Raw genomic sequence first — 20,764 nt, forward strand, 5'->3', positions numbered from 1 at the left:
TGCACTCCGGCCGGGGACGTCAGCGGTCCTGCACCCGGGCCACGACGGCGAACGCCGCGTCCAGGTCGACGTCCCACTCGGCGCCGGAGCGGTCGCGCACCTCGACCTCGTAGGCCACCCCGGGGTCGTCACTGGGGTCGACGTCGACCACGGTGCCGCCGCCGACGGCGGCCAGGGCGGCCTTCTCCGCGGCGGTGCGCTCGGCGGTGCTGAGGAGCCGGTCGTCGGCGTCGGGGCGCTCGACGGCGTCGTCGTCGGCGACGGCGTCGTCGGCGTCGCGCTCGACCACCCGCAGGTCGTCGTCCAGCGTGATGTCGACCTCGCGGCCGTCCTCCAGCCGGACCTCGACCTCGTAGGCCTCACCCCGGTCGTCGCTCTTCTCGACGTCGACGGCCTTGCCGCCGCCGGCCGCGGTCACCGCGGCGGTCTCGACCCGGTCCCGCTCGTCGCCGCGGACCTCGTCGGCGGACGCCGCCCACAGCGTCCCCCCGACGGCCAGGACGGCGACGGTGGCGATGGCGGGGATGACGATGCGCTTGCGGCGCAGGATGGTGGTCTTCATGGGAGTTCCTCTCTCGGCTGCTTCTGCTCTCGGTGTGGTGCCGAGCCTGCCGGGAGGTCGCTGAACCCTTCCTGAAGCCGTCTGAAGGCCTCTTCAGGAAGGCAGCCGGACGACGAACCGGGCGCCGCCCAGGGCCGAGCCCTCGGCGCTCACCGTGCCGCCGTGGGCCTGGACCAGCTCGCGGACGATGGCCAGGCCGAGCCCGCTGCCGCCGGCGTCGCGGGCCCGGGCGTCGTCGAGGCGCACGAACCGCTCGAAGACCCGCTCCCGGTCGGCCTCCGGGATCCCGGGGCCGTCGTCCTCGACGCTCACCCGTACGCCGGCGCCGTCCTCGACGACGCCGAGCGCGATCCGGGTGCGGGCGTGGCGCAGGGCGTTGTCGACGAGGTTGCGCACGACCTGCCCGAGGGCGACCGGGTCACCCTGGACCCGGCCGGGGCCGACGGCGGTGGTGTCCGCGGCGATCCCGCTCCGGGCCGCCCGGCGGGCCTCGGTGAGCACCAGGTCGTCGACGTCGACGTCGACGCGCGTGGCCTGACCGCGCCCCTCGCCGGCCCGGGTCAGCACCAGGAGCTGGTCGACGAGGACCTGCATCCGGACCGACTCCTCGAGCACCGTCGCGGCGAGCTCGCCCTCGTCGAGCGCGCCCGGGTGGGCCTGGGCGACCTCGGCCGCCTGGCGCAGGCTGGCCAGCGGGGAGCGCAGCTCGTGGGAGGCGTCGCCGACGAACTCCTCCTGGCGCCGCGCGGAGTCCTGGAGCCGGCCGAGCATGCCGTTCATCGTCCGGGCCAGCCGGCCGATCTCGTCGCGGGCGGGCGGCTCGGGCACCCGGCGGTCGAGCCGGCTGCCGGTGATCTGCTCGACCTCGCGGCGGATGCGCTCGACCGGACCGAGCGCGCGCGAGACGACCAGCCAGGTGGTCGCGCCGACCACCAGGAGCAGCACCGGCAGGCCCACCAGCAGCGGCGTCAGCAGCGCCGCGGTGGTCTCGTCGACGTCCTCGAGCGAGACCCCCACCACGACCACGTACGCCGTACCGGCGTGCTCGGCCTCCTCGCTCGCCACGACATAGGGATGGTCGGCGCCGGCCAGGTCGACGACGTCCTCGTCGCCGGCCGGCAGCGCGCCGGTGAGCGGCTGCGAGGCGCTGACCACGGCGCCGCCGGGTCCGAGCACCTGCCAGACGACCTCCTCGGGGTCCTCGGGGTCCTCGGGGTCCTCGGGGTCCTCGGGGTCCTCGGGGTCCTCGTCGTCGTCCTCGGGGTCCGCGGCGCCCGGCGACGCCGGCGGTCCCCCGGCCTCGACCTGCGCCGCGAGGTCGGCGGCGCGGTGCTCGGCGGTGGCCTCGGCCGCGTCGTGCAGCGAGCCGCGGACCACCAGCACGAGCGCCGCGGCGCCGATCAGCAGGGCCAGGGCCACCACGACGACGGCGCCGAGCGTGGTGCGGGTGCGCACGGCCACGTCAGCCTCCGTCGCTCGCGAGCCGGTAGCCCGCGCCGCGGACCGTCTGGATGGCGTCGCGCCCGAAGGGCCGGTCGACCTTGTTGCGCAGGTGCCGGACGTAGACCTCGACGATATTGGGGTCGCCCTCGAAGTCGCCGTCCCAGACGGCGTCGAGCACCTGGCGCTTCGAGACGACCTCGCCCGGGTGCCGGGCCAGGAAGGCGAGCACCGAGAACTCCCGCGCGGTCAGGCTGATCTCGGTGCCGCCGCGGTGCACCCGGCGGGCGGCGGGGTCGACGACGAGGTCGCCGAGCTCGAGCGCGGTCGGCCGCTCCCGGGCGCCGCGCCGGGCGACGGCACGCAGCCGGGCGACGAGGACCGGGAACGAGAACGGCTTGGTGAGGTAGTCGTCGGCCCCGGTGTCGAGGCCCTCGACCTGGTCCCACTCGCCGTCCTTGGCGGTGAGCATCAGGATCGGCGTCCAGTTCTTCTCCGCGCGCAGGGTCTCGCAGACCTTGTAGCCGTTGATGCCGGGCAGCATGAGGTCGAGCACGATCGCGTCGTACTCGTTCTCCCGAGCGAGCCACAGCCCGTCGGTGCCGTCGTGGGCCACGTCGACCGCGAAGCCCTCGGCCTCGAGCCCCAGGCGCAGCGAGCGCGCCAGCCGTCGCTCGTCGTCGACCACCAGCACCCGCACTCCGCACCTCCGGCGACAGACAGACAAAAGGACTCAGGGTGGCCCCATTCTCACGGAGCCACCCTGAACCTGCGCTGAAGGTCAGTGGTACTGGACCTGCATCTCCTTGATGGCGTTGAGCCAGCCGGAGCGGAGCCGGCGCGGCTCGCCCACGAGCTCGATGTCCGGCGCCAGGTCGGCGATCGCGTTGAAGATCAGGTTGATCTGCAGGCGGGCCAGGTTGGCGCCGAGGCAGTAGTGCGCGCCGTGGCCGCCGAAGGCGACGTGCGGGTTGTTCTCGCGCAGGATGTTGAAGGAGAACGGGTCGTCGAAGACGGTCTCGTCGAAGTTCGCGGAGGCGTAGAACATCGCCACCCGGTCGCCCTTCTTGATCGCCTGGCCGGCCAGCTCGGTGTCCTTCTTGGCGGTGCGCTGGAAGACCGTGACGGGCGTCGCCCAGCGGACGATCTCGTCGATGGCGGTCTCCGGGCGCTCCTTCTTCCACAGCTCCCACTGGTCGGGGTGCTCGAAGAAGGCGTGCATGCCGTGGGACGTCGCGTTGCGGGTCGTCTCGTTGCCCGCGACGGTCAGCAGGATCACGAAGAAGCCGAACTCGTCGTTGGTGAGCGCGCCGTGGTCGTCGTCGGCACCGACGCTGATCAGCTTGGTGACGATGTCGTCCTGCGGGTTGGCCCGGCGCTCGTTGGCAAGCTGGTCGAAGTAGACCAGGATCTCCATCGAGGCCACGGCCGGGTCGGCGCCGATGTCCGGGTCGTCGTAGCCCATCATCTGGTTGGACCACTCGAAGAGCTTCTTGCGGTCCTCCTGCGGGACGCCGAGGAAGTCGGCGATCGCCTGGAGCGGGAGCTCGGCGGCGATGTCCTCGACGAAGTCACCCGAGCCCTTGGCCACGGCGCCGGCGACGATCTCGCGCGCCCGCTCCTCGAGGACCGTCCTGAGGGCCGCGATCACGCGCGGGGTGAAGCCGCGGGACACGATGCCGCGCATCTGGGTGTGGTCCGGCGGGTCGTGGTGGATCAGCATCGCGCGCTGGACCTCGACCTGGTCGCGCGTCATGTCGGGCGCGAACCGGATGATGACGCCGTTCTCCATCGCGGACCAGTTCTCGTTGTCCTTGGAGACCTGGCGGACCTCGGCGTGCCGGGTCAGCGCCCAGTAGCCGGTGTCGAGGAAGCCGGCGCGCGCCTCGGGGATCTGCTCGATCCAGCGGATCGGCTCGCTCTCGCGCAGCGCGCGGAACTGCTCGTGCGGCACGGCCACTTCGTTGATGTCCGGATCGGTGGGATCCCAATCCGTCGGGATGAGGAGCTCGGTCACGCGCTGCGCCTTTCACTGCGGCCAATGGGGGTGGAACACGTTCTATGGACCTACCGTACAAAGCATCGCGGGATTACGAAAGGGTTTCGTGAACTCTTCTCCGCCAGCCGGGAGCAGTCATAGAACGTGTTCTAGTTTGCTGCTACCGTGGCGCTATGGGCAACCCTGTGATCGTCGACGCCGTCCGTACCCCGCTGGGCAAGCGCAAGGGCTGGCTGGCCGGCCTCCACCCCGCGCAGACGCTCGGCTTCGTCCAGGCCGAGGTGCTCCGCCGGGCCGGGGTCGACCCGGCCCTGGTCGAGCAGGTCATCGGCGGCTGCGTGACCCAGGCGGGCGAGCAGTCCAACGACGCCGTGCGCCGCGCCTGGCTGTACGCCGGACTCCCCCAGGCCACCGCCGGCACGGCCCTCGACGCCCAGTGCGGCTCGGGCCAGCAGGCCACCCACCTGGTCAACGACATGGTCGCCGCCGGCACCATCGACGTCGGCATCGCCTGCGGCGTCGAGATGATGTCGCGCATCCCCCTGGGCGCGAACGTGCCCCCGGGCATGGGCGACCCGCGTCCGGCCGACTGGTCGATCGACATGCCCAACCAGTTCGAGGCCGCCGACCGGATCGCCAAGAACCGCGGCCTGACCCGGGCCGACCTCGAGGCGCTCGGCCTGGCCTCGCAGGCCAAGGCGAAGGTCGCCGTCGAGGAGGGCCGGTTCAAGCGCGAGATCGCGCCGATCGAGGCCCCGGTGCTCGACGACGAGGGCAACCCGACCGGCGAGACCCGCGTGGTCGACGCCGACCAGGGCCTGCGCGCGACCACCGCCGAGGGCCTCGCCGGCCTGCGCACCGTGCTCGAGGGCGGCCTGCACACGGCCGGCACCTCGTCGCAGATCTCCGACGGCGCCGCGGCGCTGCTCATCATGGACGAGGACAAGGCGCGCGCCCTCGGCCTCACCCCGCGCGCCCGGATCAAGGCCCAGTGCCTGGTCGGCTCCGACCCGTACTACCACCTCGACGGCCCCATCGACGCCACCCAGCGGCTGCTCGACAAGACCGGCATGGCGATCAGCGACTTCGACCTGTTCGAGGTCAACGAGGCGTTCGCCTCGGTCGTGCTGTCGTGGGCCGGCGTGCACGGCGTCGACATGGACAAGGTCAACGTCAACGGCGGCGCCATCGCGCTGGGCCACCCGGTCGGCGCGACCGGCGTCCGCCTCATCACGACCGCGCTGCACGAGCTGGAGCGCCGCGACGCCTCCACCGCGCTGATCTCCATGTGCGCCGGCGGCGCGATGGCGACCGGCACGATCATCGAGCGGATCTGACGCAACCCTCCCTCCGTACGTACGCGTGCGGGAGTTTCGCCGGTCGACCGGCGAAACTCCCGCTGGACCGACGAAGCATCAACGGTCAGGCTGGAGATTCGACGGTCATGTCCCCGGCATCGAAGGCCGGGCCTCCGTCCCTCGTCGAGCGGCTATCCACAGGCCGACGCAAGCCCCTGGTCAAGCTGCCCCGCGGAATGCAACATCGTCGCCATGCTCGGACTGATCGCGAACGACGACGGAACCTTGCTCCGCCGCGACGCGATCGCACATGGAGCGGACGACAACGCGTTGCTCCGCGCAGTGCGCTCAGGCCACCTCGTCCGCATTCGTCAGGGTGCGTACGTACTTCGAGGCGTCTGGGACTCGTCCGACGCTGTCGAGCGTCATCGACTCCTACTCTCAGCAGTGCGCAGGCAGTACGACGACCGAGTCGCCGCGTCGCATACGAGTGCCTGCATCAAGCACGGCGGCCCGACCTGGGGCCTCAGGCTCGAGTCGGCCCATCTGACCAACCTCTACGGGATCACCGAGCGGAACCAGGGGAAGGTGGTACATCACCGTGGCAGCTGCCGGGTCGACGACGTCACTCGCGACGATGCTGGCTGGATCACCACGCCGACGCGAACTGCTCTGGACACGGCCAGCCTCGCCCCCCAGGAACCCGCCGTCGCCGTGGTCGACTGGTACCTGGCGTCGCGACTGACCACCAGGGAGGAGCTCGAGACTGCCTTCGCAACCATGAAGCATTGGCCGGACACGCTGGCGCTGCACCGCGTGCTCCAACTGGCGGACGGTCGCGCCGAATCGGTGGGCGAGACGAGAACGCGGCTGCTCTGCCGCAGGCAGCATCTGCCAGCTCCCGTCGCACAACTCGAGATCCACCATCCGAACGGGCGCCTGGCGGGACGCATCGACTTTGCATGGCCGGAGCACGGCTTGATGATGGAGTTCGACGGGATGCAGAAGTACCACCGGTTCCGTCGGACAGGCGAGTCGATCGAGGCGACGGTCGTACGGGAGAAGCTCCGCGAAGATGTGCTGAGGGAGCTCACCGGGTGGCACATGATTCGGATCGTGTGGAGCGACCTCGATCACCCGAAGGCAACGGCGGCCCGTATCCAACGCGCCATGATGCTCTCTACCCGCCCGCCCGCCGCCTCATCCTGACGACTAGGCCGACGTCTTTCATGCCTGACCGACGAAGGTTCGTCGGTCAGGCATGAGTTTCGCCGGTCGACCGGCGAAACTCCCGCTCAGACCGTGCCGTAGACCGGCTCAGGCGCCGGGCCCTCGGCGAGCATGTCGCGCAGCGCGCCGCCGACCTTCTCGGCCTCCCAGCGGGCACCCGCGTCGCGCGAGGCGCCGTGGCTCCAGCCGTTCTCGATCGTGATCACCGAGCCGTCGATCTCGATCACGCGACCGGTCACGTCGCCGGCCTCCGCGGAGGCGAGCCAGGCGACGATCGGCGAGTTGTCCTCGGGCAGCGCCATGGCGGAGGTGTCGAACGCGCCCTCGGTCATCCGGGTCTTGGCGACCGGAGCGATCGCGTTGACGGTGACGCCGTAGCGGCCCATCTCGGCGGCGGCGACCAGCGTCAGCCCGGCGATGCCGGCCTTGGCCGCGGAGTACGTCGCCTGGCCGATCGAGCCCTGCATGCCGGCGCCCGAGGACGTGTTGATGACCCGCGCGGCGCGCTGACGGCCCTCCTTGGCCTCGGCCCGCCAGTAGGCACCCGCATGGCGCAGCGGAGCGAAGTGACCCTTGAGGTGCACCCGGATGACGGCGTCCCACTCGTCCTCGGCGGTGTTGACCAGCATCCGGTCGCGCAGGAAGCCCGCGTTGTTGACCAGGATGTCGAGCCCGCCGAAGGTGTCGATCGCCTGGCGGATCATCGCCTCGGCGGCCGCGAAGTCCGCGACGTCAGCGCCGTTGACGACCGCCCGGCCGCCCATCGCCTCGATCTCGGCGACGACCTCGTGGGCCGGCGACTCGTCGGTGCCCTCGCCGGCCGCGGAGACGCCGTAGTCGTTGACGACGACCGCGGCACCGTGGCGGGCGAGTTCGAGGGCGTGGGCGCGGCCGATACCGCGGCCGGCTCCGGTGACGATGGCCACGCGGCCGTCGAGCAGCTGGGTCACGAGTTCTCTCCTGAGTTCTGGAAGATGTGCAGGAAGACCGGCATCTCGCCGCCGCCGTGACAGGCGAGGCTCGCACCGGAGACATAGGTCGCCAGGTCGCTGGCGAGGAAGGCGGCGACATTGCCGACCTCCTCGAAGCGCGCCATCCGGCGCAGCGGGATCGTCCGCTCGATCGCGGCGACGGTCTCGTCGCCGCCGTAGTGGTCGGCGGTGTCGGCGGTGCGCACCAGGCCGACGTCGATGCAGTTGACCCGCACCTTCGGGCCCCACTCCATCGCCAGCGAGGTGGTCAGCGAGTCGACGCCCGCCTTGGCCGCGCCGTACGCCGCCGTGCCGGGCGAGGGCCGCAGCGCGGAGACGGACGAGATGTTGATGATCGCGCCGCCGTTCTCCTGGTCCTGCATGACCCGGTTGGCGGCCTGGCTGACGTGGAGCGCGGCCATCAGGTTGAGCCCGACGACCTTCTCGCTCAGCCGCGGCGAGGCGTCGGCGGCCATCACGAACGGGCCGCCGCCGGCGTTGTTGACCACGATGTCGAGCCGGCCGTGCCGGGCGACGATCGCGTCGACGAGCGCCGCGACCGAGTCGGGGTCGCGCACGTCGCAGGTCAGGTGGCTGGCGCCCGCGGGCGGCTCGGCCTCGGAGCGGCCGCAGGTGACCACGGTCGCGCCGGCGGCGATCAGCACCTCGGAGATACCGCGGCCGATGCCGCGCGCTCCGCCGGTGACGAGGGCGACCCGGCCGCCAAGGTCCACGCTGAGTGTCATGACTCCACAATACCAAGCAAATGCTTGGTAGCATGCATCTATGACAGTCACCAGCGAGTTGCGTCCGGACGGCATCCGCGTCGTCACGATGAACGCTCCCCCGGTCAACGCCCTCACCGTGCAGGGCTGGTTCGACGTGGCCGCGGCCCTCGACGAGGCCAGCGCCGACCTGGACACGAAGGTCCTCGTCCTCCGCGCGGAGGGCAAGGGCTTCAACGCCGGCGTCGACATCAAGGAGATGCAGAACACCACCGGTTTCGAGGCGCTCCTGGGCGCCAACCGGGGCTGCTTCGCCGCCTTCAAGGCTGTCTACGAGTGCTCGGTTCCCGTCGTCGCCGCGGTCAACGGCTTCTGCGTCGGCGGCGGCGTCGGCCTGGTCGGCAACGCCGACGTCGTGGTCGCCAGCGACGACGCCTACTTCGGCGTCCCCGAGGTCAACCAGGGCGCCCTCGGCGCGGCCACCCACATGGCCCGCCTGGTCCCCCAGCACATGATGCGCACGCTCTACTTCACCGCGCGCACCATCAAGGCCGCCGAGCTCGTGCAGTTCGGCTCGGTGCTCGAGGTGGTCCCCCGCGACGAGCTCGACGCCGCCGCGCTCAAGGTCGCCGGCGAGATCGCCGCCAAGGACACGCGCGTCATCCGCGCGGCCAAGGAGGCGCTCAACGGCATCGACCCGATCGACGTCAACAAGTCCTACCGCTGGGAGCAGGGCTTCACCTTCGAGCTCAACCTGATGGGCGTCAGCGACGAGCTGCGCGACGACTTCGCCGGCACGGCCAAGGCCAAGGGGGCCTGATGAGCAGCAACCGCAAGCCCCGCGACAAGCGCATGTCGATCGACGAGGTGATCGGCAGCCTGGAGAGCGGGATGACCATCGGCATCGGCGGCTGGGGCCCGCGGCGCAAGCCGATGGCGCTGGTCCGCGCGCTCTACAACTCCGACCTCACCGACCTGACGATCGTCAGCTGGGGCGGCGCCGACGTGGGCCTGCTCGCCCGCGCCGGCAAGATCCGCCGGCTCGTCTACGCGTTCGTCTCGCTCGACACCGTCCCGCTGGAGCCGAACTTCCAGCGCGCCCGCCAGGCCGCCTCGATCCCCGAGGTCGTCGAGCTCGACGAGGGCATGTTCCAGACCGGCCTCAAGGCCGCGGCCGAGCGGCTGCCCTTCCTGCCGATGCGCGCCGGGCTCGGCTCCGACGTCCTGGTCAACAACCCGTGGATCAAGACCGTCGCCAGCCCGTACGACGAGGGCCACGGCCACGAGGAGCTCGTCGCGGTCCCCGCGCTGCGCCTCGACGCCGCGCTCGTCCACCTCAACCGTGCCGACCAGCACGGCAATGCGACGTACCTGGGGCCGGACCCGTACTTCGACGACCTCTTCGCGATGGCCGCCGACAAGACCTACGTCAGCGTCGAGCAGGTCGTCGACACCGCCGGCCTGACCGTCGACACCCCCGTACAGCGGCTGCTGCTCAACCGGATGATGGTCAGCGGCGTCGTCGAGACCCCGCACGGCGCGCACTTCACCACCTGCACCCCCGACTACGAGCGCGACGAGAAGTTCCAGCGTGCCTACGCCGCCGCGGCCGGCGGCACCGACGAGGAGTGGCAGGCCTTCCACGACCGCTTCCTCGCCGGCGACGAGGCGGCCTACCAGGCAGCCGTCCAGGCCTTCACCGAGGAGAACGCCCGATGAGCGACTACACCCGCGCCGACGTCTGCGCCGCCGCGATCGCGGACGCCTTCAGCGAGGACGGCGAGATCTTCGCCAGCCCGATGGGCCTGCTGCCGACCCTCGGGGTCCGGCTCGCCAAGCTGACCTCGAACCCCGACCTGGTGATCAGCGACGGCGAGTCGCTCTTCCTCGGCGGTACGCCGCCGCTGGGCGGCAAGGACGTCGTCGAGGGCTGGATCCCGTTCCGCCGCGTCTTCGACGTCGTCGCCTACGGCAAGCGCCACGTGATGATGGGCGCCACCCAGGTCGACCGGCACGGCAACCAGAACATCTCCGCGATCGGCCCGTTCGCCCAGCCCAAGCGCCAGCTCCTCGGCTCGCGCGGCGCCCCGGGCAACACGGTCAACAACCGGACGTCGTACTGGGTGCCGAAGCACTCGACCCGGGTCTTCGTCGAGGAGGTCGACATCGTCTCCGGCGTCGGCCCCGCCCGCGCGGCCGCAGCCGGCCCGGGCGCCTCGCGCTTCAACGACATCCACCGCGTCGTCAGCAACCTCGGCGTCTTCGACCTCGGGGGCGCCGGCTCGACCGTGCGTCTGGTCTCGGTGCACCCGGGCGTCACCGTCGACGAGGTCGTCGCCGCGACCGGCTTCGCGCTGGAGGTGCCGGCCGAGGTGCCGGTGACCCGCGCGCCGTCGTACGAGGAGCTGGTGATCATCCGCGAGGTCCTCGACCCCAAGGGCCTGCGCTTCAAGGAGGTGCCCGCCGAATGATCGCCCAGCAGATCCGCACGCCCTTCACCGACCTGGTCGGCGTCCCCCACCCGGTCGTGCAGACCGGCATGGGCTGGGTCTCCGGCCCGCGCCTGGTCTCCGGCACCGCCGAGGCCGGCGGCCTGGGCATCCTCGCCTCGGCGACGATGACCTTCGCCGAGCTGGAGCAGGCGATCATCGAGGTCAAGAGCCGCACCGACAAGCCGTTCGGCGTCAACCTGCGCGCCGACGCCGCTGACGCCCCCGACCGCTGCCGGCTGCTCATCGACCACGGCGTCAAGGTGGCCTCGTTCGCGCTGGCCCCCAAGCCCGAGCTGATCGCCCAGCTCAAGGAGCACGGCATCGTCGTGATGCCCTCGATCGGGGCCGCCAAGCACGCGGTCAAGGTCGCCTCCTGGGGCGCCGACGCCGTGATGATCCAGGGCGGCGAGGGCGGCGGCCACACCGGCGCCGTCCCCACCACGCTGCTGCTGCCGACCGTCCTCGACGCCGTCGACATCCCGGTCATCGCCGCGGGCGGCTTCTTCGACGGACGCGGCCTCGCCGCCGCCCTGTCCTACGGCGCCGCCGGCGTCGGCATGGGCACCCGCTTCCTGCTGACCCGCGACTCCGCGGTCCCGGACGCGGTCAAGGAGCTCTACCTCTCCAAGGGCCTGGCCGACACCGTGGTCACCACCAAGGTCGACGGGATGCCCCACCGGATGCTCCGCACCGACCTGGTCGACTCGCTCGAGGAGACCTCCGCCGTACGCCGCTTCGGCCCGACGATGCGCCGCACCCTGGAGTTCAAGAAGTCCTCCGGCATGTCCTGGTCCGGCCTGCTCAAGGACGGCCGCGCCATGAAGAAGGCCCAGGGCCGCACCCTCGGTCAGATGGCCCTCGCCGCCAACACCCCGACCATGCTGCGCGCCGGCCTGGTCGAGGGCGACACCTCCGCGGGCGTGCTGGCCAGCGGCCAGGTGGTCGGCGTGATCGACGACCTGCCCTCGTGCGAGGAGCTGGTGGAGCGGATCGTCGTGCAGGCGGCTGCGGAGCTGAAGCGGGCGTCGTCGTACGTCGTGTGAGGTGAGCGGACGGAGCCCGGCTCTGTAGCGGATTACGTTGCGCTACAAAGCCGGGTTCTGTAGCATCTCGGCATGGATCTCGGTGGCATGGAAGTAGGCAGGGACGAGCTGGGCCTCCTCGGCGCGGTGACCGTCGTGGCCGTCGCGCTCTTCGTCTGCGCCCCTCGCTTCGCGGGGTACGTGGGACGGGAGTTCGCCCGGACCCACCAGGCCCACATCGACGCCGAGTTCGTCGCCGCCTTCGATCACGAGACCGTGCGCCGGACCCGGGTCCTGATCGTCGTGCTGTATCCCGCGGTCGCCTGGTTCGTCCTGCTGCCCGTCGACGTCGACACCACCACGCTCGCGCTGACGCTGAGCCCGGGCGCGCTGGCCCTCGCCGCGTCCGCCGAGGGACTGTGGCGGGTGACCCGCGCCGGACGTGAGTTCCCGGTCGCCCCCGGCCGGCCCGGCGTCGCCCGGGGTCGGCAGCCCGAGGTGCGCGACTACGTCGGTCCGGCCCCCCTGGCGATGCTCACGCTCCAGGCCCTGCTCGGCGTGGCCATCGCCGGCGGTGCTCTCCGCTGGGCCGCGGACGACGGCTGGAGCGGCGCGGCCGCCGGCCTGCTCGTCAGCGGCGTGGTGATCCTCGGCCTCTCGCTCGCCGCTCCCCTGGCCTGGCGCGTCGTCGTCCGCCGGCCGCAACGGGCCGTCGATGCGGCGCACCTCTACTTCCAGGACGCGTGGCGGGCCGACGCCCTGCGCAACACCGGGATCCTCACCGTCCTCGTGCCCCTGTCCGCGGCCTACGTCTGGCCCGAGAGCAGCGACCCGGCCCGCGTCGCCCTCGTCGTGCTCGCGCTGGGGATCGGCGCGCTGGGACTGACCGACCTGGCCCCGCCGCTGCGCTTCCGCGCCCGGCTGTGGCCCACCCTCGGGCCCAGGCAGGTGCTGCTCCCCGGCGAACCCGTACCGCCCGCCGCCTAGGACTCCTGCAGGCGCTGCTGGCGCCGCTCGTGCAGCCGCTGCTCCGCCTCCGCGAGGAACTCCAGGCACGGCGCCTGCTCCCCCGGGTGCTTCTCCTTCAGGTGGAAGGTCCAGCGGTCCATGGCGGCCATGAAGCCGTTGTCCTCCCCGGGCCGGTAGGCCGACCAGCGGCGGTCGTTCTTCACCACGCACTCGGTGCAGCTGATCTTGTAGACGAACTGCTCCTGCGCACCGACCTCGATCCGCACCCGGGCCAGCGGGCCGGCCTGTACGGCCGCCTTGCGCTCCCGAGCAGATCGGCTCGCCACCATGTCGTCCTCCAGACGTCGTCGGAGCCGCGAGCCTACCCGCGGCACGTTCTGTCGGACCTCTGCCCTAGCGTCAGGGGCGTGATCAACCGATGAGCAAGCTCGATGCCCTGCGGGCGATGCGCGAAGCCCGCTTCAAGCAGGACCAGGAGCGCGCCGGCAAGCCGAGCGCGCGGGTCCGCCCACCTGTAGCGCCGGCCGCCGCGACCCCGGCCGCCAAGCCGGCCCGCGCGAGCCGAGGTGCCGCGGCGACCGAAGGGGGCAGCGAGACGACCGAGGACGAGGCCCTGTGCGGGCACCGCAACATCAGCGGGCGCACGTGCACCCGTGAGCGCGGGCACGCCGCCAAGACGCACCGCTACTCCTAGCAGGGGCGCTGGTAGGTCCAGACCCGGCCCAGGACGCGGTAGGCGAGCACCTCGTTGACCTCGATCATCCGGTCGTTGGACTCGGCGTTCCAGGTGTTGATCGTGGCCAGGTCGGGGGCGGCCTCGCGCAGCCAGCGCAGCATGTCCGTCTTGAGCAGCAGACCGAGCCGGTGGCCGCGGTGGTCGCGGGTGACCGAGGTGTCGTGCTGGTCACCCCAGCCCGGCTCGTCGCGGGCGACCGCGACGACCGTCTGGGCGGCGAAGGCGCCGGTCGGGACGTGCCGGGCGACGACCCGGTACAGGTCCTCGCCGTGGGCGTCGACCGCGGTCTCGTAGGCGCGCATCCGCTCGGCCGGGTAGACCTCGTCCTCGTAGTCGAGGTCGTCGATGGGCGCGTCGTTGATCGCCTCGGCCATCACGCCCAGGGCAGCGAGCTCGTCGTCCGGGGTCGGGGCGAGGCGGCGCTCGAGGACGTAGTCGGCGGCGTGCGGGAGCGCCTCGTCGTAGCGCTGGTCGAGGGCGGCCCAGTCGATCTCGGCGAGCACCTGGCGCCGGTTGATCTCGGCGGACTTGGGCTCCAGGCGGTGGGCCCGGGCGAAGGCGTCGGCGGCCGGCGACTCCCAGGCGCTGATGGCGATGCTGGTCCGGCCGCGCCGGCGCGCCTCGGCCTCGAGCGCCGCGATGAGCGCCGAGCCGTGGCCGCGGCGCCGGTGGTCGGGGTGGACGCCGAGCTCGAGCCAGGCCAGGTGCCGGTTGTCGTACTCGCTGGTGCCGATCGAGGACCAGCCGACGACCTGGTCCCCCACCCACGCCAGGTACGGCGTACCGGGCTCGCCGTCCCAGCCGTGGCGCCACTGGGCCGCGGCCCGGGCGGGCGTCATCCGGCGCTCCCAGGGTGCGTCGGCGTCGAGGGTCGCGTTGAACACGTCGGTCCAGGCGGCGAGCGCCGCGGTGTCGTCGGGGCCGAACGGGTGGATCTCCATGGGAGCAGCATGCGGTGCCGGACCGGCCGGTTCCACTGGATATCCTGGCCAGGTGACCCAGACGCCGCCGACCGGCCCCGGCAGCTCCAGCGGCGCCGGGACCTCGCGCCGGCGCCACCTGATGGACCCCAACGCGCCCCGCAAGGCGCCCGACCCGCGCGACATCGAGCGCCTGCAGCGCGTGCAGCGCCGGGTGGTCTCGGTGCTGATCGTCACCACGATCCTGCACCTGTCGGCGGGCTTCGTGATCGCCGCCGACCACGTCGACGCCGCCCGGACCGACGCCCGGGTGGGGCTCAACGTGATCGCGGCCGCGTTCATGGTCGGCGGGATCGCGGCGACCCTGGTCATCAACGGCCGCTCCTGGAAGTCGCCCTGGCTGCTGCTCGGCCTGGTGCTGCTGGCCGTGGGCCTGTGGTGGACGGTGCTCTGAGGCTCAGCCCGCGGCGACGTAGGTGTGGGTGACGGCCTCGACGTTGTTGCCGTCGAGGTCGCGCACGAAGACGCCGTAGTAGCCGGGGTGGTACTCCGGCCACGGCCGCGGCGCGTGGAGCACCTCGGCACCGGCCGCGACGGCGGCCTCGTGGAAGGCGTGCACGGCGTCGGCGTCAGCTGCCTTGAAGGCGACGTGGACCTCGCGCTGGGCGGCCGGCTGGTCGTCGTAGCTGCTCAGCCAGAAGGCGGGGTCGCCCTCGACGCCGTAGCCGCAGGCGACGCCGAAGTCCATCACGCGGGAGAAGCCGAGCGAGCCGAGGACCTGGTCGTAGAAGGCCTTGGCCGCGTCGAGGTCGGCACAGTTGATTCCGAGGTGGTCGATCATGACGCCCATCGAAGCAGCAGGCGCCGACAGCGCACCCGCGATCACCGGCAATCCCACCCAAACCACCTCAACCGGACTGGACCGCTGCCGATCAGCAGGTCATGGTCATGGCACCGCCCGAGCTCCACCCTGCCGTGCTGCAGAACGTCGCCCTGACGGTCCGGCCGACGACGGGGTCCGCGCTCGCGCTGGAGACGAAGGTCCTCGACCTGGAGCCGCAGTCCGACGGCTCGACGACGCTGGTCGTGGCGCCGCCGCCGGGGCTGGACCCGCGCGAGCACCACTTCGACGCGACGCTGGCCTGGACCTATCCGTTGGGCCGGATGGAGTGCACGGTGCGGACCCGCCCCGCCCGCCGGGCGTACGGCGAGGTGTGGCTCCTGTGCCCCAGCGCGCCCGCGACGCGGCTGCAGGAGCGCGCCTACTTCCGGGCGCGGATCGCGGTCCCGGTGCTGCTCACCTGGACCGACCTCGACGCCGAGCGGGAGCCGGAGCAGGACCCCGACGTGGAGCCGGAGCCGATCGACCTCGCCGGCGTCGTGGTCGACCTCAGCGAGGGCGGCCTGCTGGCGACGGTCCCCCGCGGGAGCCGGGCACCCGCGGTCGGTACCCGGCTCGAGGCGACGGTCCGCGTCGACGACGAGGACCTGGCGCAGCCGGCGACGGTGGTACGCCACGTGCGGTTCGCGAGCGGCGGCATCGGCGTGGCGGTCGCCTTCGCCGAGCCGCGCCGGCACGGTGACCGGCTGCGCGCGGTCGTGTTCGCGGTCGAGCGGCGGCGCCGCAGCCGGACCTGACCCGGGCTGCTCCCGGCCGCCCCGGGCCTACATGACAGATGTCACCGGGAACCGGTGACACCGCGGCCTGCCGCCGGCCCCGGACCGGCGGCACCGTGGAGCCATGACCTCTCCAGCGATCCAGGTCCGCGGACTGCGCCGGTCCTACGGCAGCGGTGCCCGCGCGTACGAGGCGGTGCGCGGCGTCGACCTCGACGTGGCGACGGGCACGGTGACCGCCCTGCTCGGCACCAACGGCGCCGGCAAGACCTCCACGATGGAGGTGATCGAGGGGCTCTGCTCCCCCGGTGCCGGCGAGGTCCGGGTGCTCGGGCTGGACCCGGTCGCCGCCCGTGACCAGGTACGGCGCCGCACCGGCACGCTGCTCCAGACCAGCGGCTTCTCCGGCGACCTGACGGTCAGCGAGACGCTGCGGATGTGGGCCGGGACGCTGACCGCGCCGCGCCCGCTGGACGAGGTGGTCGCGATGCTCCGGCTGAGCCACCGGCTCGACGTACCGGTCCGGGCGCTGTCGGGTGGCGAGCACCGCCGCCTCGACCTCGCCTGCGCGCTGACCGGGCGTCCGGAGGTGCTGCTCCTCGACGAGCCGACGACCGGGCTCGACCCCGAGAGCCGCCGCGACGTGTGGGACCTGATCCGGTCGCTGCGCGACGCCGGGACGACGGTGCTGCTGACCACCCACTACCTCGACGAGGCCGAGGCGCTGGCCGACCGGCTGGAGATCATGCACGCCGGCCGCATCGTCCGCTCCGGTACGGCGGCCGAGGTCGTCGCCGGGCATCCCTCCTTCGTCCGCATCCGTACGACGAGCGCCCCGCCCTGGCTCGCCGGTCTCCCCGCGGTGCGGACCGTCGCCACCAACGGCGACCGGACCGCCCTGGAGACCAGCGACCTGCAGGAGACGCTCACCGCGCTCCTGGCCCGGGCCGGGGACGAGGGCCTGCGGCTCGCCGACCTGGAGGCCCGACCGGCCAGCCTGGAGTCGGTCTTCCTCGCGATCGCCGACGGCTCCGCGACCACCCCCACCCCCGAGCCCGAGGCGGCCCTGCGATGACCACGCTCTCCCTCTCCCTGCCCCGCACCCTCCGCCTCGCCCGCTGGAACGCCGTCCTGCTCACCCGCAACCGGCTCGCGCTGACCTACGGGACCGTGCTGCCGCTGCTCCCGCTGGCCCTCCTGCTCGGCGGCGATCGCGGCGACGAGGCGCTCGGCGCGGCGACGATCGCGACGGTGCTGACCATGGCGTTCGTGTTCCCGGTGTTCTACAACGTGCTCTCCCAGTTCGTGACCCGGCGCGACGAGCTGGTCCTCAAGCGGCTGCGGACCGGTGAGGCGCGCGATGCCGAGCTGCTCACCGCGCTCGTCCTGCCCGGCGCGGTGATCGCGCTGGCGGTGGCGCTGCTCGCCGTCCCGGTGGCGGCCGCCTTCGGCCAGGACCTCCCCCGCAACCCCCTGCTGTACGTCGTCGGCGCGCTCGCCTGCGTCGCGCTCTACGCGGCCTTCGCCTTCTGGACCGCGGCCTGGACCCGCAACGCCGAGGCGGCCCAGCTCGCGAGCCTGCCCGTCATCCTCCTCGCGATCGGCGGCCAGATCAGCCTCGCGCTCCCCGACGCCGCCCAGCGCTGGGCCGAGCTGACCCCCGGGGCGGCACTGACCGGCCTGGTCCGGGTCACCTGGTTCGGCATGGCCGACGGCAGGACGACCAGCACCCTCGACCTCGCCGCGACCTGGGGGTCGGCCGCCCCGCACCTCGCCGTACTGGTCGCGTGGACCGCGGTGGCGTGCTGGCTCGCGGCCCGCTCGCTGCACTGGGAGCCCCGGGTGTGACACCGCCTAGGCTCGCCCTCATGCGCCGCTGGACGGAGCTCGACCAGGTCGAGCGGGTCGACCTCTACACCCGGCAGTCGCTCTACCTCCTGCTGTGGTTCTTCGTCGGCACCCTGACCATCTCCGCGATCGCGCAGGAGCCCGACCACCGCACGGCCTTCGCGGTCGCGGGCGCCGGCATCCCCGTGCTCACGGTGGTCGCGACGAGCGTGCTCCGCGCGGTGCTCGACCAGCGGCGCCCGTGGCGCCGGATCGCCCTGCTCCTCGTGCTCTCGGCGGTCGCGGTCGCGCTGGCGCTGCCCCACCCCGTGTGGGAGGTGGTGGTGGTCGCGGTCTTCGTCAACGTGGTCTGGTCGTTGAGCGGGCTGCGCGACCAGTGGCTCACCGTGACGCTCGTCCTCGGGCTGGGCGTCTTCATGGGCGCGACGACCGGCAGCCTGGCCCTGCTGGCCGGCGGGATGTTCATGGCGGCCTTCTGCATCTTCACCGTGCGCGCCTCGCTGTGGCTGCTCGGTGTCGTCACCGAGCTCGACCAGGCGCGGTCCGCCCAGGCCGCGCTGGCGGTCGCCGAGGAGCGGCTCCGGTTCTCGCGCGACGTCCACGACGTGATGGGACGCCGGCTCTCAGCGATCGCGGTCCAGGCCGAGCTCGCCGCGTCCCTGGCCGACCGCGCCGACCCGCGCGCCGCCGCGCAGATGCTCGCCGTGCGCGGGGTCGCCCACGACGCCCTGCGCGAGGCTCGCGAGCTGGCCCGCGGCTACCGCCCGACCGACCTGCACCAGGAGCTCGAGGGCGCCCGTGCGCTGCTGCGCTCGGCCGGGATCGAGGTCCGCCTCGACGTCGCGGAGGTGCCCGCGCCCTGGCAGGAGCCGGCGGCCTGGATCGTGCGCGAGGCGGTCACCAACGTGCTGCGCCACTCCGCCGCCACCCAGGTCGCCATCACCTTCCGGGCGCCGGAGCTCTGCGTCACCAACGACGGCGTCGCGAGCGCCGAGCCGGGCACGGGTCTCGGTCTCGACGGCCTGCGTGAGCGGCTCGCTCCGCTGGGCGCGACGGTGACCACCGCGGCCGACGTACCGGACTTCCGTCTCACCGCCCGCTTCCCCGACCTCGTGCAGGAGCCCGCATGACCGCGCCGATCCGCGTCCTCCTCGCCGATGACGAGCACCTGATCCGCACCGCCCTCGTGCAGCTGCTGGGGCTGGAGCCCGACCTGGAGGTGGTGGCCGAGGCGGCCACCGGCGACGAGGCGCTGGCGATGGCGGTCAAGCACGCCGTGGACGTCGCGGTGCTCGACCTGCAGATGCCCGGCCCCGACGGCATCGCCGTCGCCGAACGGCTCGCCGAGGTGCTGCCGGGCTGCGGCGTCGTGATCGTGACCGGCCACGGGCGTCCCGGACACCTCAAACGGGCCCTGGGGACGGGCGTGCGCGGCTTTCTGCCGAAGACGACCTCGGCGGTCACGCTCGCCGAGGTCGTCCGCAAGGTCCACGCCGGCGGACGCCACGTCGACCCCGAGCTCGCCGCCGAGGCGATCGCCGCGGGCGACAGCCCCCTGACGCCGCGTGAGGCGGACGTCCTCGAGCTCGCCGCGGACGGCGCCCCGGTCGACGAGATCGCCGACCGGGCCGCGCTCTCGCCGGGGACCGTGCGCAACTACCTGTCGAGCGCGGTCATCAAGCTGGGCGCCGCCAACCGGCACGACGCCGCCGCGACGGCGCGCCGGATGGGGTGGATCTGAGGCTCAGCCCAGGCGCTCGATGATGGTGACGTTGGCCTGGCCGCCGCCCTCGCACATGGTCTGCAGGCCGTAGCGGCCGCCGGTGCGCTCGAGCTCGTTGAGCAGCGTGGTCATCAGCCGGGCACCGGTGGCGCCGATGGGGTGACCGAGGGCGATGCCGCCGCCGTTGACGTTGAGCTTGTCGTGGGGGACGCCGGTCTCCTTCATCCAGGCCAGCACGACCGAGGCGAAGGCCTCGTTGCACTCGAACAGGTCGATGTCGTCGATCGACATCCCGCTCTTGGCCAGCGCGTGCTTGGTCGCCGGGATGGGACCGGTGAGCATCCAGACCGGGTCGTCGCCGCGCACCGAGAGGTGCACGATCCGGGCGCGCGGGGTCAGGCCGTGGTCCTTGACCGCCTGCTCCGAGGCGATCAGCAGCGCGGCGGAGCCGTCGCAGATCTGCGAGGCGACCGCGGCGGTGATCCGGCCGCCGGGGGCGAGCGGGTCGAGGCCGGCCATCTTCTCCAGGGAGGTCTCGCGGGGGCACTGGTCGGTGTCGAAGACCGTCCCGTCCTCCAGCGTGTAGGGCGCGATCTCGCTGCGGAAGCGGCCGGCGTCGATCGCGGCCCGGGCCCGCTCGTGCGAGGCGAGGGCGTAGCGCTCCATGTCCTCGCGGCTGACGTCCCACTTCTCCGCGATCATCTCGGCGGAGCGGAACTGGCTGACCTCCTGGTCGCCGTAGCGCTTGAGCCAGCCCGGCGACTCGGCGAAGGGCGTCGAGAAGCCGTACTGCTGACCGGCCAGCATCGCCGCCGAGATCGGGATGGCGCTCATGTTCTGCACGCCGCCGGCCACGACGAGGTCCTGGGTGCCGGACATGACCGCCTGGGCGGCGAAGTGCACGGCCTGCTGCGACGAGCCGCACTGGCGGTCGATCGTCACGCCGGGGACGTGGTCGGGCAGGCCCGCGACGAGCCACGCCGTACGGGCGATGTCGCCGGCCTGCGAGCCGAGCGTGTCGCAGCAGCCCAGGATGACGTCGTCCACGGCGCCCGGGTCGACCCCGGTGCGCTCGACGAGCGCCCCGATCGAGTGCGCGCCGAGGTCGGCGGAGTGGACGCCGGCGAGTGCGCCGCCGCGCTTGCCGACCGCGGTGCGGACGGCGTCGACGATGTAGGCCTCAGCCATGGCAGGTCTCCTTGTGTTGGGGTG

At 72.6% G+C, this 20,764-nt stretch carries 24 protein-coding genes; 14 read left to right on the forward strand and 10 right to left on the reverse strand.

Translation table 11 applies throughout. The features are described from left to right. Positions 1-19 precede the first annotated feature (19 nt). The 4 genes from M0M48_RS09765 to M0M48_RS09780 form a co-directional block, all read right to left on the reverse strand. Positions 20-562: a PepSY domain-containing protein gene (locus M0M48_RS09765; RefSeq protein ID WP_257750973.1), complete on the reverse strand. Its 543-nt coding sequence runs from the start codon at positions 560-562 to the stop codon at positions 20-22. 93 nt (positions 563-655) lie between these two features. Next, positions 656-2,023 carry a sensor histidine kinase gene (locus M0M48_RS09770; protein WP_257750974.1) on the reverse strand — a complete coding sequence of 456 codons (1,368 nt, stop codon included), beginning with the start codon at positions 2,021-2,023 and terminating at the stop codon, positions 656-658. 1 nt (position 2,024) lies between these two features. Then, positions 2,025-2,696 carry a response regulator transcription factor gene (locus M0M48_RS09775; protein WP_445323408.1) on the reverse strand — a complete coding sequence of 224 codons (672 nt, stop codon included), beginning with the start codon at positions 2,694-2,696 and terminating at the stop codon, positions 2,025-2,027. A gap of 87 nt (positions 2,697-2,783) precedes the next feature. Further along, on the reverse strand, positions 2,784-4,019 hold the full coding sequence (locus M0M48_RS09780) for a cytochrome P450 (RefSeq protein ID WP_257750975.1): 1,236 nt from the start codon (positions 4,017-4,019) through the stop codon (positions 2,784-2,786). A 155-nt stretch (positions 4,020-4,174) separates the two neighbouring features. Here M0M48_RS09780 and M0M48_RS09785 point away from each other — a divergent pair, with 155 nt between their 5' ends. Both M0M48_RS09785 and M0M48_RS09790 read left to right on the forward strand, forming a co-directional pair. Further along, on the forward strand, positions 4,175-5,338 hold the full coding sequence (locus M0M48_RS09785) for a steroid 3-ketoacyl-CoA thiolase (protein WP_257750976.1): 1,164 nt from the start codon (positions 4,175-4,177) through the stop codon (positions 5,336-5,338). Positions 5,339-5,551: 213 nt separating this feature from the next. Then, positions 5,552-6,508, forward strand: a complete 957-nt coding sequence (locus M0M48_RS09790) for a type IV toxin-antitoxin system AbiEi family antitoxin domain-containing protein (RefSeq protein ID WP_257750977.1) — start codon at positions 5,552-5,554, stop codon at positions 6,506-6,508. An 86-nt stretch (positions 6,509-6,594) separates the two neighbouring features. Here the strand turns inward: M0M48_RS09790 and M0M48_RS09795 are convergent, their stop codons facing one another. Then, positions 6,595-7,479: an SDR family oxidoreductase gene (locus M0M48_RS09795; RefSeq protein ID WP_257750978.1), complete on the reverse strand. Its 885-nt coding sequence runs from the start codon at positions 7,477-7,479 to the stop codon at positions 6,595-6,597. After that, positions 7,476-8,246 (reverse strand): SDR family oxidoreductase, encoded by a 771-nt coding sequence (locus M0M48_RS09800; RefSeq protein ID WP_257750980.1) that lies wholly within the window; start codon positions 8,244-8,246, stop codon positions 7,476-7,478. Before M0M48_RS09800 ends, M0M48_RS09795 begins: the two co-directional genes overlap by 4 nt. 40 nt (positions 8,247-8,286) lie before the next feature. Here M0M48_RS09800 and M0M48_RS09805 point away from each other — a divergent pair, with 40 nt between their 5' ends. From M0M48_RS09805 to M0M48_RS09825, 5 genes are all read left to right on the forward strand, one after another. After that, on the forward strand, positions 8,287-9,045 hold the full coding sequence (locus M0M48_RS09805; protein WP_257750981.1) for an enoyl-CoA hydratase family protein: 759 nt from the start codon (positions 8,287-8,289) through the stop codon (positions 9,043-9,045). Then, complete coding sequence (locus M0M48_RS09810) at positions 9,045-9,944, forward strand: CoA transferase subunit A (RefSeq protein WP_257750982.1); 900 nt, start codon at positions 9,045-9,047, stop codon at positions 9,942-9,944. Before M0M48_RS09805 ends, M0M48_RS09810 begins: the two co-directional genes overlap by 1 nt. Next, positions 9,941-10,696, forward strand: coding sequence for a CoA-transferase subunit beta (locus tag M0M48_RS09815; protein WP_257750983.1), 756 nt, complete (start codon positions 9,941-9,943; stop codon positions 10,694-10,696). The genes M0M48_RS09810 and M0M48_RS09815 overlap by 4 nt, the downstream gene beginning before the upstream one ends. Further along, on the forward strand, positions 10,693-11,760 hold the full coding sequence (locus M0M48_RS09820) for an NAD(P)H-dependent flavin oxidoreductase (protein WP_257750984.1): 1,068 nt from the start codon (positions 10,693-10,695) through the stop codon (positions 11,758-11,760). The genes M0M48_RS09815 and M0M48_RS09820 overlap by 4 nt, the downstream gene beginning before the upstream one ends. Positions 11,761-11,847: 87 nt before the next feature. Continuing rightward, entirely contained in the window at positions 11,848-12,726 is an 879-nt protein-coding gene (locus M0M48_RS09825) for a hypothetical protein (RefSeq protein WP_257750985.1), read from the forward strand. Here the strand turns inward: M0M48_RS09825 and M0M48_RS09830 are convergent. Next, positions 12,723-13,037, reverse strand: coding sequence for a hypothetical protein (locus M0M48_RS09830; protein WP_257750986.1), 315 nt, complete (start codon positions 13,035-13,037; stop codon positions 12,723-12,725). The genes M0M48_RS09825 and M0M48_RS09830 overlap by 4 nt on opposite strands. Before the next feature lie 89 nt (positions 13,038-13,126). Here M0M48_RS09830 and M0M48_RS09835 point away from each other — a divergent pair, with 89 nt between their 5' ends. Beyond that, positions 13,127-13,402 (forward strand): hypothetical protein, encoded by a 276-nt coding sequence (locus tag M0M48_RS09835; RefSeq protein ID WP_257750987.1) that lies wholly within the window; start codon positions 13,127-13,129, stop codon positions 13,400-13,402. On the opposite strand, the gene M0M48_RS09840 is transcribed toward M0M48_RS09835, so the two are convergent. Next, on the reverse strand, positions 13,399-14,385 hold the full coding sequence (locus M0M48_RS09840; RefSeq protein ID WP_257750988.1) for a GNAT family N-acetyltransferase: 987 nt from the start codon (positions 14,383-14,385) through the stop codon (positions 13,399-13,401). The genes M0M48_RS09835 and M0M48_RS09840 overlap by 4 nt on opposite strands. 52 nt (positions 14,386-14,437) lie before the next feature. Between M0M48_RS09840 and M0M48_RS09845 the strand changes: the two genes are divergently transcribed. Then, positions 14,438-14,818, forward strand: a complete 381-nt coding sequence (locus M0M48_RS09845) for a hypothetical protein (RefSeq protein ID WP_257750989.1) — start codon at positions 14,438-14,440, stop codon at positions 14,816-14,818. Between the two features lie 3 nt (positions 14,819-14,821). Here the strand turns inward: M0M48_RS09845 and M0M48_RS09850 are convergent, their stop codons facing one another. Beyond that, on the reverse strand, positions 14,822-15,262 hold the full coding sequence (locus tag M0M48_RS09850) for a VOC family protein (RefSeq protein ID WP_257750990.1): 441 nt from the start codon (positions 15,260-15,262) through the stop codon (positions 14,822-14,824). 50 nt (positions 15,263-15,312) lie between these two features. Between M0M48_RS09850 and M0M48_RS09855 the strand changes: the two genes are divergently transcribed. The 5 genes from M0M48_RS09855 to M0M48_RS09875 all read left to right on the forward strand — a co-directional run bounded on the left by M0M48_RS09855 (position 15,313) and on the right by M0M48_RS09875 (position 19,570). After that, the gene (locus M0M48_RS09855; protein WP_257750991.1) at positions 15,313-16,002 is read left to right on the forward strand and encodes a PilZ domain-containing protein; all 690 of its coding nucleotides are present in this window, start codon (positions 15,313-15,315) and stop codon (positions 16,000-16,002) included. A gap of 103 nt (positions 16,003-16,105) precedes the next feature. Beyond that, the gene (locus M0M48_RS09860; protein ID WP_257750992.1) at positions 16,106-17,056 is read left to right on the forward strand and encodes an ABC transporter ATP-binding protein; all 951 of its coding nucleotides are present in this window, start codon (positions 16,106-16,108) and stop codon (positions 17,054-17,056) included. Further along, on the forward strand, positions 17,053-17,829 hold the full coding sequence (locus M0M48_RS09865; protein WP_257750993.1) for an ABC transporter permease: 777 nt from the start codon (positions 17,053-17,055) through the stop codon (positions 17,827-17,829). The genes M0M48_RS09860 and M0M48_RS09865 overlap by 4 nt, the downstream gene beginning before the upstream one ends. Positions 17,830-17,849: 20 nt before the next feature. Next, a complete protein-coding gene (locus M0M48_RS09870) occupies positions 17,850-18,959 on the forward strand; it encodes a sensor histidine kinase (protein WP_257750994.1) in 1,110 nt (369 codons plus the stop codon). After that, complete coding sequence (locus M0M48_RS09875) at positions 18,956-19,570, forward strand: response regulator transcription factor (protein WP_215815762.1); 615 nt, start codon at positions 18,956-18,958, stop codon at positions 19,568-19,570. The genes M0M48_RS09870 and M0M48_RS09875 overlap by 4 nt, the downstream gene beginning before the upstream one ends. Positions 19,571-19,573: 3 nt before the next feature. Here the strand turns inward: M0M48_RS09875 and M0M48_RS09880 are convergent, their stop codons facing one another. Further along, positions 19,574-20,740, reverse strand: a complete 1,167-nt coding sequence (locus M0M48_RS09880; protein ID WP_215815761.1) for an acetyl-CoA C-acetyltransferase — start codon at positions 20,738-20,740, stop codon at positions 19,574-19,576. Between the last annotated feature and the right edge of the window lie 24 nt (positions 20,741-20,764).

Source organism: Pimelobacter simplex (assembly GCF_024662235.1).
Taxonomy (GTDB): domain Bacteria; phylum Actinomycetota; class Actinomycetes; order Propionibacteriales; family Nocardioidaceae; genus Nocardioides.

What these genes read in the sequence shown, in the direction of transcription:
- M0M48_RS09765 (WP_257750973.1), bottom strand. Translation starts at nt 562, where the DNA reads ATGAAGACCACCATCCTGCGCCGCAAGCGCATCGTCATCCCCGCCATC.
- M0M48_RS09785 (WP_257750976.1), top strand. Translation starts at nt 4,175, where the DNA reads ATGGGCAACCCTGTGATCGTCGACGCCGTCCGTACCCCGCTGGGCAAG.
- M0M48_RS09790 (WP_257750977.1), top strand. Translation starts at nt 5,552, where the DNA reads ATGCTCGGACTGATCGCGAACGACGACGGAACCTTGCTCCGCCGCGAC.
- M0M48_RS09800 (WP_257750980.1), bottom strand. Translation starts at nt 8,246, where the DNA reads ATGACACTCAGCGTGGACCTTGGCGGCCGGGTCGCCCTCGTCACCGGC.
- M0M48_RS09805 (WP_257750981.1), top strand. Translation starts at nt 8,287, where the DNA reads ATGACAGTCACCAGCGAGTTGCGTCCGGACGGCATCCGCGTCGTCACG.
- M0M48_RS09810 (WP_257750982.1), top strand. Translation starts at nt 9,045, where the DNA reads ATGAGCAGCAACCGCAAGCCCCGCGACAAGCGCATGTCGATCGACGAG.
- M0M48_RS09815 (WP_257750983.1), top strand. Translation starts at nt 9,941, where the DNA reads ATGAGCGACTACACCCGCGCCGACGTCTGCGCCGCCGCGATCGCGGAC.
- M0M48_RS09820 (WP_257750984.1), top strand. Translation starts at nt 10,693, where the DNA reads ATGATCGCCCAGCAGATCCGCACGCCCTTCACCGACCTGGTCGGCGTC.
- M0M48_RS09825 (WP_257750985.1), top strand. Translation starts at nt 11,848, where the DNA reads ATGGAAGTAGGCAGGGACGAGCTGGGCCTCCTCGGCGCGGTGACCGTC.
- M0M48_RS09830 (WP_257750986.1), bottom strand. Translation starts at nt 13,037, where the DNA reads ATGGTGGCGAGCCGATCTGCTCGGGAGCGCAAGGCGGCCGTACAGGCC.
- M0M48_RS09835 (WP_257750987.1), top strand. Translation starts at nt 13,127, where the DNA reads ATGAGCAAGCTCGATGCCCTGCGGGCGATGCGCGAAGCCCGCTTCAAG.
- M0M48_RS09840 (WP_257750988.1), bottom strand. Translation starts at nt 14,385, where the DNA reads ATGGAGATCCACCCGTTCGGCCCCGACGACACCGCGGCGCTCGCCGCC.
- M0M48_RS09855 (WP_257750991.1), top strand. Translation starts at nt 15,313, where the DNA reads ATGGCACCGCCCGAGCTCCACCCTGCCGTGCTGCAGAACGTCGCCCTG.
- M0M48_RS09860 (WP_257750992.1), top strand. Translation starts at nt 16,106, where the DNA reads ATGACCTCTCCAGCGATCCAGGTCCGCGGACTGCGCCGGTCCTACGGC.
- M0M48_RS09865 (WP_257750993.1), top strand. Translation starts at nt 17,053, where the DNA reads ATGACCACGCTCTCCCTCTCCCTGCCCCGCACCCTCCGCCTCGCCCGC.
- M0M48_RS09870 (WP_257750994.1), top strand. Translation starts at nt 17,850, where the DNA reads ATGCGCCGCTGGACGGAGCTCGACCAGGTCGAGCGGGTCGACCTCTAC.
- M0M48_RS09875 (WP_215815762.1), top strand. Translation starts at nt 18,956, where the DNA reads ATGACCGCGCCGATCCGCGTCCTCCTCGCCGATGACGAGCACCTGATC.
- M0M48_RS09880 (WP_215815761.1), bottom strand. Translation starts at nt 20,740, where the DNA reads ATGGCTGAGGCCTACATCGTCGACGCCGTCCGCACCGCGGTCGGCAAG.